This window comes from Bartonella sp. MM97QHHN (assembly GCF_042194285.1).
Taxonomy (GTDB): Bacteria; Pseudomonadota; Alphaproteobacteria; order Rhizobiales; family Rhizobiaceae; genus Bartonella.
The window spans coordinates 57,873-72,114 of sequence record NZ_JBHIMS010000079.1 but is presented as its reverse complement, the minus strand read 5'-3'; the positions used below and the strand labels follow the sequence as shown (position 1 = coordinate 72,114).

Below are 14,242 nucleotides of genomic sequence, written 5' to 3'. Positions count from 1 at the left end.
AATTGCATTATTCGACGGAAAACCGCCAGTTCTATTAATGTCCTGGATGAATTGCATCATTAAGATACATACAAGTTAAAACCGTAAAGACGTAAGCCTGAAGAAATGCGACCAAAAACTCAAGAGCAGTAATTGCTACAGTCATAATAAGCGGTAAAATCGAACCACCCACACCTACGAGTCCTACCCCAATCATTGAAACAACAAACCCAGAAAACACTTTAAGCGTAATATGACCAGCAAGCATATTCGCAAAAAGACGAAGAGAAAGACTAATTGGACGGGAGAGAAAAGAAATAACCTCAATCATTGTCACCAGAGGTAAAACCACAACAGGAACTCCACTGGGAACGAACAGTTTCAAAAAACTGACCCCATGCTTATAAAAGCCATAACCAATCACCGTCAAGATTACCACCATTGCTAACGAAAACGTGATCATGATTTGAGACGTAACCGTATAAAAATAAGGAAAGAGACCAATAAAGTTAGCAACCAAAATAAAAGTAAACAGAGAAAAAACTAAAGGGAAAAACTGCATTCCCTGCACACCAGATGATTCCCGCAGAGTCGATGCTACAAATTCATATGCCATTTCCGAAAGAGACTGCATCCGCGTTGGAACCAATCCACGACTCGATGATGAAATAAAGAGAAAAATAGAAGTTACAACAACCGTGAGGACTGTAAACAATGATACATTTGTAAACGATAAATCCATATTTCCTATGGAAATCTTAATCAGCCTTGAAACCTCAAACTGATGAATAGGATCTGGAGCGTGTGCTGTCACTTCAACCTCATTTATCGGACCTCTCATTGGCCCCTTTATCTTGTTTATCTTGGCGCAATACGCCTTTTTTTCCTAATTGACTGGAGGAAACATACCCCACAGACCGAAGAATACTCAATACACCCGCAGCAAATCCAAAGAAGAGAAAAAATACCAATCCCCAAGGCCATGAACTTGCTAACTTATCAAACCCCAACCCCAAAACAATACCAACTATAATACTTGCCAGAAACTCATTGGAAAGCTTAATTGCACCTGCCATCCTTCCTTGTGATTTTTCCCGCTTACTCTTATACTCCCACTTCTTTAATGCTTGCTTGCGCACTAAAGCTACGCTTAAGTTCCTACTACGACATTCCAAATCCTCTGAATGAAGACACTCTCCTTGCTTTTTCTCTTCAGCCTCCTTACGGCTCATAACGGGTTTCTCGCCCATCGCCATCATTGGCTCCTTAATTAAAAAGCAACGTAAGAATACATTTCATAAAACCGTGTGTATCATATTGTTCCCGAATTTATTCGTCAAGATACTAAAAGAAATCTATCACAAGTTATCGTATAAATTTCATTGCAGAAATAACGTATTTTTCAATTTACATGCTTTCTTAAAAAGATATTCTAAGCACCTAAACCGATTTCACGACAGCACCCGTGAATGTATAATGAAAAGTTCCCGTGAATAATATAAAACTTATAGAACAACCATTTTACGCTTAACGAAAGGTGTAAACTAATACCATCTTATTTTCCGGCTCCCAATGTTATATCAGTCCTAGTTTTGAAAGAGAACATAGAAAACTAAAAACAGTATGAGAACGTTGGTTTTCTCCTTTTATTCGAATAAACTTGCACTTTTCATTTTATGAAAATGATAATAATCAATGGTTTCTGTATGATCCTATTCGCAAAGTATTTTATATACACCATTACAAGCCTCATCACGAAATGAGCTTGAGGGTATTAAGAGAAGCTCCTTTAAATACAAGATATTAATAAATCAAAAATTTCAAATAGATTAAGCCAATAGAACACAATAAAATTTAAATATGATTACCATACCACTTTATACAATTTTAATCTACTTTTATAAACTTCGCTCCTTACAATTGAATATCTGTGGATTCAGCAAATATTTTTGCTTTTTATTCAGACAAACAAGCAAAAGCGCTTATTCATAAGCTTTATTTTTATGAAACGATAATCTAATGCTGCTTTTCAAACAAGCATCATAATTATATTCCCCTACCCTCATATTGCATCTATTCTTGCACTTAAATAACCCATTAAGAGGATTATGTACTCTTTCTTAAATACTCCCTATTAAACTCTTCTCATGACATGCAAATAAATGATCTTTATCAAGATGAGAGAGCTCTATTCAATAGCGCTCATGATAAATGATTATCAATAAAATTAAAACTTTAGCAAATAAAACTTTTTCTTTTATGAAAAGAAAGATCATTAAAAAACTTATTTTTAAGATTCTTAAGTATAGATTTCATTCACTTAAAAAATTAAAGAGTTATCATTTCTTCTTGGAACGTGTCGCAAAAGGATTATCAGAAGCTCGTAATGATATGCGAACGGGTATACCAGACATATCAAATGTTTCACGTAACCCATTGACAAGATAACGCAAATACGACTTGGGCATACTTTTGGGGCGCGAGCAGGAAATCATAAATCCAGGAGGACGTGTCTTAACCTGTGTGATGTATTTAACCTTAAGTCGACGTCCAGAAACCGCAGGAGGTGGATGATGTGCCACAACAGTTCCAAGCCATTGGTTCAATTTAGCCGTCGAAATGCGACGATTCCATACACGGTGTATCATCATGACATTTTCCATCAGTTTATCAATCCCTTGACCATATTGTCCTGATAAAGGAACAGCTCTCAAACCACGAACTTGAGGAAGAAATCGCGCACCTTTTTCATGCAAATCAATCAATGTGGTCTGACTGTTTTCAATAAGGTCCCACTTATTGAAAGCAATAACTGGAACACGCCCTTCACGAATCACAAGATCAGCAATTTGTAAATCCTGCTTTTCAAAAGGTATCGTTGCATCAAAAACAATGACCACCACTTCTGCAAAACGAATAGCACGTAAAGTATCTGCAACAGATAGTTTTTCTAATTTTTCTTGAATTCTCGATTTTCGACGTAAACCTGCAGTATCAAAAAGTTTAATATGACGACCACGCCATTCCCAATCTACAGAAATAGAATCACGCGTGAGTCCTGCTTCTGGTCCTGTTAACAATCGCTCTTGTTTCAACATACTATTGATAAGAGTGGATTTTCCTGTATTGGGACGCCCCGCAATTGCAATCCTAATGGGCTTACTTTCATCGTAAATAAGCTCCTCTTCTTCCAAATCCTTTACATCATCACCAACAGATGCAGGTTGTATCATTCTATCTTCTTCTTTGTTGTTGCCAAAAGCATGCTCTGACCCAACAGCATCTATAATTGCATCACGCAGATCACTAAGTCCCAAACCATGTTCAGCCGATATTGGGCACGGCTCCCCCAAACCTAATGACCACGCCTCATACTCTCCTCCTGTTGCCGCTCTTGACTCAGACTTATTGGCAACAAGCACAATTGGCTTTCCTGATTTGCGAACCAATGAAGAAAAATTTAAATCACTTGGTGTTATTCCGCTCTTTGCATCAAATATAAATAAAATAAGATCCGCTTCATCAATTGCAACTTTTGTATGAGAACGCATACGCCCCTCAAGTGTATGATCACCTGCTTCTTCCAGCCCAGCGGTATCAATCACATCAAAACGTAGATCTTGAAGTTTTGCCGCATGAATACGCCGATCACGTGTTACACCAGGCTTATCATCAACCAAAGCCAATTTTTGCCCAACCAAACGATTAAATAGTGTTGACTTCCCAACATTGGGACGACCAACGATAGCAATGGTAAGGCTCATCGATTTATTCCTTATTTGCCTTGCCCTCAGCTTGTATAAGCTCAAGCATCATTCGAGCCCGATCTGTTATTTTTAAACCCAAAGAACCTTCTTCAGAAATTTTCTTAAAATAATAAACCGCCTCATCCATTTTATCCGCCTTATAAGCAGCTAAGCCTAAAGCTTCTCTTGCAGACATACGCATAGGATCGGTATCACTTGCCATATCTTTGATGCGCTTTTCAACATCAGTTAATGTCCCTGTATCAACCAGAATATAAGCCGCCCGAATTTTTGCAACTTTCTGCAAAATCTGCGGTGCTTTCTCGTCCGCTGCAACAGAATCAAAGATCTCCACTGACTTAATAATATCACCTTTCTCCATGAGTAAAGAAGCCTCACGTAAACGAGCAAGAAAAGGATACCCCCCAAAATGAGAGGTTTTAACAGTTTCTAATTGCTTTATCGCTTTATCAAAATCACGTGTATCCGCAAGATCAAGACTCTTTACAAATGCATCACCAATATAACCAGCTTTCTTTATTTGTATATGATGATAAACTTGATAAGCAACTATCATGAATATAAAAAGAATAGCTGCTCCAATAATTGAAAAACCATACCGTCTCCAAAAAGCAAGCGCCTTTTCCTGACGAAATTCTGCATTCACTTCAGCAATAAAACTATCATACGACATATATCATACCTTGAAAAAAGTTACTTCACCTATGCTTTTACGCATAAATGGATAAAGATGGTAGCCCTAATTAACTAAAAATCTTTAAATTGCTCGTTTATTTATTTTAAATCAACATGTAGCCAATTCAATCAGATTTTTGCAACAGTCTTAATCGAAAATGATGTAAGCACCCTGTTTGTTCACATTACAGCTTTTACATATATTGAGTCTTATGAAAAATTCACTGCCTTAATATTTATCATGATTGCCTATCATCTCAAGCGAACTTTCTCCCCATTATATAGAGGGATAATCTTTTGAAGTCTTCAACCGCAATCGTTGGTTGTATTGGATTATACAATTATAATAGAAAAACCAATTCTTGAAAAAACTTGAATAAACAGTAAATTTCCACGAATGTCTACTAAAACCAAATAGATAAAGTTTTATCTGTATCAAAAATACCGAAGCGCCATGATTAAAGTGTGGTATAATTCCAAATCTTCAGTTAAAGTTCTATATACAAAGTGTATCCCTTCAGCTTATCTTCATGCGATTAACAACTTTTTATAATTGATCCTTAAAGTTTTTTAAAATATCCTATTGTAAGGGCCAAACCCACATAAGCATTGGAACAGCAATAATAACGATCAACACCGCCAATGGAGCACCCAAACGTGGATAATCACTAAAACGATATCCTCCTGGCGCCATCACGAGCATATTACTTTGATGTCCAATAGGTGTAAGAAACTCACAACCCGCACCAATTGCAACAGCCATCAAAAAAGCTTCAGGCTTATAATGAAGGGAATGAGCAAAACTTGACGCAATTGGTGCTACCATCATCACTGTTGCTGCATTATTCAAAAATGGCGTGACCAACATAGCTGTCACCAACATAAGCGCTAAAGCACCGGATGGCGGAAAAAATATTGCCAATTGGCTCAGCCATTGACCAATGAGATCCGTACATCCTGTTTTCTCTAACGCTTCACTCACTGGAATAAGAGCCGCTAATAGCACTAATATTGGGCCATCTAATGCCTGATACAGATCACGCGCGGGCAAAACACGAAAGATCACCATTGCAGCAGCAGCAGAAAAGAAAGAAAAAGCAACTGGAACAATATGAAAAGCTGTAAAAATAATTGCTATAAATAAAACAGCTAAAGAGATGAAACCATGTCGTAAATTTCCAAACACAATATTTCGTTTTGCTAGGGGCAAGCATTTCAATTCTCTTAATAAATTTGGAATAACTGCATCCTGTCCTTGCAAAACAATCACATCTCCAAGATGGAAAATAATATCATCAAGTCTTCCCCGCACCCTTTCATGTTGACGACTTAACGCAAGCAAATTTACATTATAGTGATCAAATAGGGAAAACTCTTTCGCACTAATACCAATAAGAGGTGAATTATGGGTAATGACTGCTTCAATAATATCAATGTCACTGTCCTTATCACCTGCAGCAATAGTTCGCCCCTTAGAAAACTCTAAACGAGCAGAGTTCATCACGCTATCTAACCCTGTATGCGACCCTTCCAGCAAAATAATATCATTTTCAGACAAAACAAAATCTGGTAATGGTGAAATAGATACTTTGTTTCTGATGATTTGAATCACCATAACATCACCACTTGATGGCTTAACCAAATCAACAATATTTTTTCCCACAATCGGTGAATTTATTGGAATATGCACTTCTGCAACATAATTACGAATATCAATGGCATCATCAAACGATACACCTGAACGCACACGCACAGGCAAAAGCCAATAAAAAAGAACCAAATATAAAACACCAGCCGTCGCAATAACCGCACCAACTGGTGTAAAATCAAACATAGTAAAAGGTGTTCCTGCTAAACGTTCTTGCATCGCTGAAATAACAACATTGGGAGATGTTCCTATCTGTGTCATAAGCCCCCCCAACAAAGAACCAAAAGCCATGGGCATCAAAAAGACAGAAGGAGAAACCTGAGAACGACGTGCAAACTGAAAAGCTATCGGAAGCATAATCGCCAAAGCACCAATGTTTTTAACAAACATTGATAATACGACAACAGAAAGAACCAAAAAAGCTAATTGAAGACGCACCGATTTCACGTCTGGCCATATCCGTTGGATAATAAATTCCATTATACCAGAGCGAGATACAGCAGTACTGACAACAAACACACTCCCCACGATAATAACGATATCATTACTAAAACCGCTAAAAGCTTCCTTCGGACTGACAAGACCAAGGGCACAAGCTATTAATAATGTACAAATAGCAACAAGATCATAACGAAATCGATCCCAAATAAAAACAACCATCATGAGACCAATGATCGAAAAAGCCATTATTTGATTTTCTGTCATAACACTTACCTCTCCCCATTAAATTATAATGAACAAGAACATATTTTTTATGTTTTAAATATTCCTATAAACAGCAGCAAGATAAAAGCAGACATCGGAATATTTTAGGATAATTTTAAAGTGATAAAAAATTATGATGCGCATAAACTTACCTCTCCTTATTATGCGTTCTTTTCTATAAAGAGCTAAACTCAAAGAAAATTGATAAAAGTTGATAAAGCTATATTGCAAAAAAGATGAGAATAACTCTAATATAGAGAGTAGATAATTGTTGAAACTGGTACACGCTATATTTAAACCTTTGTCGTTGCTTAAAAGAATTTATCTTCACTCTCAATTCAAAGAGTGATAAAAATGAAAGAAGAAAGAATGGTCAATCTTAATAGTGGGTATCAAAGTAACCTCAGATATTGGCTCACTTGTATTATTGGATTTGTTGCTATCTTGGCAATTATAATTGTTGGTGGATTTTATATCGCAAAACCCTATCTTGACAGTTTTGTAAAACAAGAAATAGCCCGTCGTGGTATAAAAGCCCGAACATCTGAAGTAAGCATTCTAGGTAAAATCAATTTGAAGAATGTGACATTACCTGTTCCAGCTGGTACATCACTTAGAATTGGTGCCATTTCTGCCCGTCCTCCCCTTTACTTTATTCCCGGAACTTTTTCATTTTATAATGTTGATTTAAAGCATAATAATATTCATGTGCAAATTCCCCAAATTTCTCTTCGGAATGTATCCTTAAAAGAAAAAGATAGAACGATAACATCACGTCTTTTACAATCAATGATGCGTATTGAGCTTTCCTCAATTATTGCTCCCAATATACAACTTTCTATAGAAAATAAAAATAACCGAATAGAAACGGTTGAAGTCAAGAATTTCCAGCTTTCTGATTTTAGAAATAACCATATCCATTCAGTTAGTATCAAAAATATGGATCTTAAAACGGTCGTAGCAAATGGTGCCAAACAGATGCAACTTATGGCTAAAAGTGATACAATAAAAGCCCATGATATCGACATCAACTATGCCTACTCTATCATTTTTGGAAAAAACAATGCTCTCAATCAAGGTAAAACCGTTACTGGCCCCATTTCTTTGAATAATATAAGTGTCGATATTTTTGAAGAAGCAGAAAAAAACAGCTCTTTCTTCCTTGGGCAGTTTAAAACATCTGGTTTAAAGATGAAACCGCTTGAGCAACCTCCTGAAAAATTAATCAAAGCTTATCTTAATGCAAGAAAAGAGAATAATAAAATCGCCGAAAAAGTAGCACAAAATGGTCTTCTTATAAACATACTGCTCGCCATTACCTCAGCGGATGCCAAAGTTGATAATATCACCGTTGATATACCGCAGTTGAAAGCAACGCTCGAATCATTCCAATTCAAACCAAGTTTGTGGAAACAACCTATCCCTAAAAAGCTTTTTCTTTCTCTCAATAACCTTTCCGTTTTACCTAAAAAAATGAATGAAAAAGACTTAGATTTCTTCAAAAATCTGAACTTTGAGCGCTTTAATGTTTCAGGAAAAATTGATATTTCTTACGATGAAAAAAAACGTATACTCTTTCTTGATACAATGTCTTTCAATATGAAAAACGTTGGATCTGGGAACATATCGGCTAAGGTTATTGATGTTGATGAAAAGCTTTTTTCTGGTCAGAAAAATATAATGATTGCTGCGTCTCAAGACCTTGGCATCAATGAAATTGATATACAATATACGGATGCAGGTTTCATTGATAAGCTTTTTTCTTATCTTGCGCAAAATCTTAATGACAGCCAACATGATCTAAAAAAGGAACTTTATGACGATTTCTATCTAATGATGACGCAGACCCCAAAAATTCTGCTAAAAAATCATGACGAAGCAGAAAAAATTTCAAAATCCTTAGGAGAATTTGCTAAAAATCCACAAACATTGATCGTTAAAATTAAAGCAAACGATAATAAAGGTCTCGCAATAGTTGATCTCGAATCTGCTCTACAAAATGATCTATCTAAGGCTTTAAGCAAAGTACATCTCACTATTAAAAATGAAGCGTCGCGTTAAACATTTTGTGCTTTAAACATGATGATCTTGTCTATAAATTAAGAACTTTATTCCTCTTTTTTCTTTTGTATGATACAGAAGGTATCATACAAAGTCATTTATACAGAGAGTATAGAATCTAAAATTGACGATGCTTGGAGTTGTTCATGTCTGATTTATCTTCAAATCGCCTGCCTAATCGCGTTTCTCGTGTCACTAATCAAGCGCTTTCTGCTATCGAGCGTTTTCTCCATATTGAAGCTCTTAGTGGTGTTGTTCTTTTATTAGCTGCTGCTGCTGCACTTATTTTTGCCAATTCTAAATATGCTGCTTTCTATGAATCTTTTTGGCATACACCTCTTGGCTTTAATTTGGGTCATTTCACTCTTTCATGGGATTTACATTTCTGGGTTAATGATGCCCTTATGACTATTTTCTTTCTCGTCGCTGGAATGGAAATTCGACGCGAAATTCATGAAGGTGCTCTTGCCGATTTTAAACAAGCAATCTTACCAATTGTTGCTGCAATAGGGGGCGTTTGTGTTCCTGCAATTATTTACTTTATCTTCAATTTTAACGAAGGACATATCCGCGGTTGGGCTGTGCCAACAGCAACAGATATTGCCTTTGCTCTAGGTATTCTTGCTCTTCTAGGAAAAAAAATTCCTTCTAATCTTCATATTATTCTTCTATCATTAGCAATTATTGACGATATTATCGCTGTTCTTATTATTGCTTTTTTCTACTCAACAAACATTGATCCTAGCGGTTTAATGATTGCAGGAGCGGGTATTGCTTTGGTACTATTTTTTCAGTGGATCGGGCTTGCATCAGCATGGCTTTACATTTTACCTGGTGCAATCATTTGGTGGGGTTTAATGGTAACAGGCGTTCACCCATCGCTTGCTGGCGTAATCTTAGGGATGATGACTCCCGTTCTTCCTACCCGTACTCTTGTAGCGCCACTCACCATGCTCAGTAACGCTATGCAAATTCTTCAAGAAAAAAATACAAAAACAGATCTGCATCATATTTCAACAGCATTGAAAAAGATGCGCAAAGGACAACGGGCCATGATCGCCCCAGTAACACGTGTTCAAAAAGCATTGCATCCATGGGTTGCATACGGTATCATGCCAGTTTTTGCCTTCGCAAATGCAGGAGTAAGTTTTGCAAACTTTGATCTTTCTTCTGACAAATCATTCTTGATTGTTCTGGGTGTTGTCATTGGTCTTTTCATCGGTAAGCCTCTTGGTATTATCACTGCCAGTTATATAGCTGTAAAATCAGGGCTATGCCGCCTCCCCCCTCATATGACCTGGACAGGCGTTTTACTCATTGGTTTTTTAGCAGGAATTGGCTTTACAATGTCTATTTTTGTTTCAATGCTCGCTTTTAAAGATATTATTCTGCTTGATGCGGCAAAAATTGGGGTCCTCTGTGGCTCTGGTTTATCTGCTCTTATTGGTCTGGGATATGGATTTATTTATATTAAGCGCAATAAAGGAATTTCTCATAGTTCCTAACAAACTAACTGAAAATACATTTTTATGCAGAACTTTTAAAAAGCGATTTCGCTCATTTGTTGGGTTCGGACGATATTTAATGTAAAAGCTGTTGTCTCTCCTCATCTTTACACTTATAAAGGAGAAAACTAACATCATCATACTATTTACGAGCTTCTAATGTTGAAACACCTTTGACTCTTAAGAAGTCTTATAAGAGATATTTTATTCCTTTCTTCAATATTCTTTTACTCATGCACCAGCTCCACTCATGTTGTGCACAGAAATAATTTTAATTGTTTCAATATAAAAGGCTTCGTGGTTTCATAAAAGCTGCCTTTCGTCGAGACTATTATTCACTATAAAGAAAAAATTAATTATTATGAATCAATATCTTATGTTTAATTATACGAAACAGATAAGAATAAGCAAAGTTCAATAATCAGTTAAGTAATTCCATGGTTTATTTTTTTCCAATAAACCACCCTCCTCGTTACTGATTTTATTGCCGGTATTCTAAACAACTTTAATTTTATCTTCTTAAAAAGCACATTATTTTTGGGTAAAAATATTTAATTTATCATTATAAATCTTGAATGAAATTCAAATATCGTATGATTTTTTCATTTCAAATCTGTACATGATGAATCAATCAAGACTATTCGCTTACACGTCACAAGCCGAAGAGAAATATGGATTATTGAGGAAAGAAATAAGAATGCTTCATCATATCCATACAAGAGCTGTTCAACACGAAAACTAAAAATTAAATGATGACGACCAACTGACACCTTTGATCTAAGAAGGAGATGGGGCCCCAATAAATTTTACGTTACACCATCCACAAACGCCGTAATGGGCTTGGGGAGAAATATTTCTTTAAAACAAGCGCGTAAATTGGCACTATAATAGCGTTTTTTTTACGTGAAAGGCATATATGATTTAATAACGCAATAAACAAAAACGTGAACCAATGTGTAATATCCATTATTTAAAAGATATTGCTGTCAACCCCTTTGAAAGTTGTAAAGCAGAATTAAAAGGAAGTTGTAAAATGGAAGTTGGTTTTCACTTTTATGGCTTCATATTCTCCCCCAATTAGGTTTTATCTCCATTTCAGAAATTACCCCAACAGGTATACGCAACATCCTTGTTCCTATCTGGCATACAAAAACAGGAGTTGCTCGTAGTCCCCTTACCCGTCTCAATATATATCGTCAAACATGCATCTACGCTGATATTAGATATTGATACAGGTAACAAAAAACAAAAGATTTTTTTGGAATAACAACGTCATAACATTACTACTAGATTGACAATGGAGTGGAAAAATATTCCCGTTTTTTATCATCGACACATCGCTTGTCTCACTCCATGAAAGAATTAAACTTGAAGCATGCTTCCATAGGGAGCACTCTAGTTTACGTAATTAACTCGCGGGAAAAAAGAAAATCCTAGTCATTTAGACTATTCTAAAACATATGATTGGTGGAAAAATAGAGCATATATATCGTTGTTCTCCCCTTTTTCCGCTCTTATTTGATATTTATTTTCTTTTTGTTTAAAGAGCTCGCTCTATATTTCTTGATACCATAAAATACTCTTCATAGATAATTTAAAAAGCAATATTTTCGAGACTTTCAAATTATACAACGCCACATAAAATACAAGAAGAGTAAAATAATATGGCTATATTTCTCACAAGAAGAGTTTTGCTTACAAAGACCACCATTTGCAAAATATGTAAATATGATAAGAAACTAGCACAATATACTGCAAAAACGAAAGAATGTATTTCATGTGTGATTGGCAGTATGACACAGAAAATACTTATAATAGAGTAGTTAAGGGAAGAAAGTTAACCTAAAGAACATATGGAGGTATCAAAACTTTGAAAATCTTAATCATAATTCAAAAAAGAGAAATAGACATGAAAAAAAATTTAATTAATAAAATCATAAAAGCAACACACTGTAACATTATCATTAATTTTGATCTATATTTACATGATTTTATGAAAAGTACTTCTGAATAAGCTATAAACGCATAAGATATGGTAATTTTATAACTTATAGTGCAACATAAATATTGTCTATAAAGATATATTTTTTTATTGCCTCATAATATGGAAAAAATTAAATTTTCAAGATATACATAAAGTCATAAACAATCATTTGATGACAAACTAAACATCTCTAGAAAATACATCATCAATTCTATTTTTGGTAATTCCGTCACTAATCCAATGAGCGCCCATTTCTCTAAGATTTATAATATTAAATCTGTATTCACGAGGCTGTCCCTCATGTAACATGCATTCTTTGAATAAACGCAGTGCATTGTTCCTTAGTTCTATTAAGGCTTATCGTATAAGTCTTCTCCATCCCACTCTATAGGTTCTAAAACGTTTATAGACGGCATATTTTATATCCCTTCTTAAACAGAGTTTTTTACCTAAACATCTTTCTCTTGTAATATATAAGTGACCATTTTAAATTCATCATGAACAAGTTTAAAATAAGAGAGTTCTGCTGTATTAAATATTCCATTTAAGTTTAAAATATAAATTATCCTTAACAAAAATTATTAATTATATATTAAAGCTTTACGTTATTGAAACTCTGTTGAAACTAAAAAATACTTATCCCTTATCAAGTGCATAAACAGCATGTAATGTTCTAACCGCAAGTTCAGTGTAAGCACTATCAATCAAAATAGAAATTTTAATTTCTGAGGTCGTAATTGCTTGAATATTAATACCCTTTTCAGCCAAAGCCTTAAATGCTGTAGCGGCAACACCTGCATGACTACGCATTCCAATACCAATCACAGATACCTTGGCGAGATCGCTTTCAAATTGGAGAACATCAAATCCAATTTCTTTGCGATTCTTCTCAAGAAGTGTAACGGCTTTTTCTACATCTGATGATGGTACCGTAAAAGTCATATCAGTTTTTGAGCCATCTTCAGAAATATTTTGCACAATCATATCAACATTAATGCGTTCTTCAGCCAAGGGACCAAAAATTGCTGCCGAGATCCCTGGACGATCAGCAAGCCGCCGAAGGGAAATTTGTGCTTCATCCTTAGCAAAAGCAATACCAGTAACATTTTGTTGTTCCACAATTTCATCCTCATCGCAAATAAGTGTTCCAGAAGAACTCATTGGATCCTCCATGCCTAACGCATCAGGATCCTCAAAACTTGAACGCACAAAGGTACGAACCTTATGAACCATTGCCAATTCAACAGAACGAACCTGTAAAACCTTTGCACCAAGAGAAGCCATTTCTAGCATTTCTTCAAAAGCTACTTTTGGTAAACGACGCGCTTTCGGCTCTATACGTGGATCCGTTGTATACACACCATCCACATCTGTATAAATATCACAGCGATCAGCTTGTACAGCAGCGGCTATAGCAACAGCACTTGTATCTGATCCCCCACGCCCTAAGGTAGAAATCCGGTTATCCGGAGATAACCCCTGAAAACCAGCAATAACGGCAACCTGACCTTCCTGAAAACACTCGATTAAAAAAGATCCATCAATATTAGTAATACGTGCACGGCCATGCGCATTGTCTGTATGAATAGGAATTTGCCAACCAAGCCATGAACGTGCATTCACCCCCATTTCTTGAAGTGTCAAAGCCAACAAACCTGAAGTAACCTGTTCACCAGAAGCAACCACAACATCATATTCACGAGCATCTCTATGCATAGAGGAAGCATCACTTGTCCACTGAACAAGTTCATTTGTTTTACCAGCCATCGCAGATACGACAACGGCTACCTCATTGCCTGCATCAACCTCTCTTTTGACATGCCGTGCAACATTATGAATACATTCAATGTTTGCTACAGATGTTCCACCAAATTTCATGACAATGCGCGCCATTAATAACACTCTTACCTTTACATCT

Annotated in this window: 8 protein-coding genes; 2 read left to right on the top strand and 6 right to left on the bottom strand. The window is 35.8% G+C overall.

Going from position 1 to position 14,242, the window contains the following annotated elements:
* Positions 1-34: 34 nt before the first annotated feature.
* The 5 genes from ACFIJW_RS05275 to ACFIJW_RS05255 form a co-directional block, all read right to left on the bottom strand.
* Positions 35-793 (bottom strand): F0F1 ATP synthase subunit A, encoded by a 759-nt coding sequence (locus tag ACFIJW_RS05275; protein WP_375623586.1) that lies wholly within the window; start codon positions 791-793, stop codon positions 35-37.
* Positions 794-800: 7 nt separating this feature from the next.
* On the bottom strand, positions 801-1,235 hold the full coding sequence (locus ACFIJW_RS05270; protein WP_375633550.1) for an AtpZ/AtpI family protein: 435 nt from the start codon (positions 1,233-1,235) through the stop codon (positions 801-803).
* A gap of 1,083 nt (positions 1,236-2,318) precedes the next feature.
* Positions 2,319-3,743, bottom strand: coding sequence for a ribosome biogenesis GTPase Der (der, locus tag ACFIJW_RS05265; RefSeq protein WP_375633549.1), 1,425 nt, complete (start codon positions 3,741-3,743; stop codon positions 2,319-2,321).
* Between the two features lie 4 nt (positions 3,744-3,747).
* Positions 3,748-4,419 carry a tetratricopeptide repeat protein gene (locus ACFIJW_RS05260; protein ID WP_375633548.1) on the bottom strand — a complete coding sequence of 224 codons (672 nt, stop codon included), beginning with the start codon at positions 4,417-4,419 and terminating at the stop codon, positions 3,748-3,750.
* Positions 4,420-5,001: 582 nt separating this feature from the next.
* A complete protein-coding gene (locus tag ACFIJW_RS05255; RefSeq protein WP_375633547.1) occupies positions 5,002-6,774 on the bottom strand; it encodes an SLC13 family permease in 1,773 nt (590 codons plus the stop codon).
* Between the two features lie 354 nt (positions 6,775-7,128).
* Between ACFIJW_RS05255 and ACFIJW_RS05250 the strand changes: the two genes are divergently transcribed.
* Together ACFIJW_RS05250 and nhaA are read left to right on the top strand one after the other, a co-directional pair.
* Complete coding sequence (locus ACFIJW_RS05250; RefSeq protein WP_375633546.1) at positions 7,129-8,835, top strand: hypothetical protein; 1,707 nt, start codon at positions 7,129-7,131, stop codon at positions 8,833-8,835.
* Between the two features lie 146 nt (positions 8,836-8,981).
* Positions 8,982-10,340: a Na+/H+ antiporter NhaA gene (gene nhaA, locus ACFIJW_RS05245; RefSeq protein ID WP_375633545.1), complete on the top strand. Its 1,359-nt coding sequence runs from the start codon at positions 8,982-8,984 to the stop codon at positions 10,338-10,340.
* Positions 10,341-12,960: 2,620 nt separating this feature from the next.
* Here nhaA and ACFIJW_RS05240 read toward each other — a convergent pair.
* Positions 12,961-14,217: an aspartate kinase gene (locus ACFIJW_RS05240; RefSeq protein ID WP_375633544.1), complete on the bottom strand. Its 1,257-nt coding sequence runs from the start codon at positions 14,215-14,217 to the stop codon at positions 12,961-12,963.
* Positions 14,218-14,242 lie beyond the last annotated feature (25 nt).

Excerpts from the sequence above, each read along its gene's own strand:
- ACFIJW_RS05270 (WP_375633550.1), bottom strand. The coding sequence starts at position 1,235 with ATGGCGATGGGCGAGAAACCCGTTATGAGCCGTAAGGAGGCTGAAGAG.
- ACFIJW_RS05255 (WP_375633547.1), bottom strand. The coding sequence starts at position 6,774 with ATGACAGAAAATCAAATAATGGCTTTTTCGATCATTGGTCTCATGATG.
- ACFIJW_RS05240 (WP_375633544.1), bottom strand. The coding sequence starts at position 14,217 with ATGGCGCGCATTGTCATGAAATTTGGTGGAACATCTGTAGCAAACATT.
- ACFIJW_RS05260 (WP_375633548.1), bottom strand. The coding sequence starts at position 4,419 with ATGTCGTATGATAGTTTTATTGCTGAAGTGAATGCAGAATTTCGTCAG.
- nhaA (WP_375633545.1), top strand. The coding sequence starts at position 8,982 with ATGTCTGATTTATCTTCAAATCGCCTGCCTAATCGCGTTTCTCGTGTC.
- der (WP_375633549.1), bottom strand. The coding sequence starts at position 3,743 with ATGAGCCTTACCATTGCTATCGTTGGTCGTCCCAATGTTGGGAAGTCA.
- ACFIJW_RS05250 (WP_375633546.1), top strand. The coding sequence starts at position 7,129 with ATGAAAGAAGAAAGAATGGTCAATCTTAATAGTGGGTATCAAAGTAAC.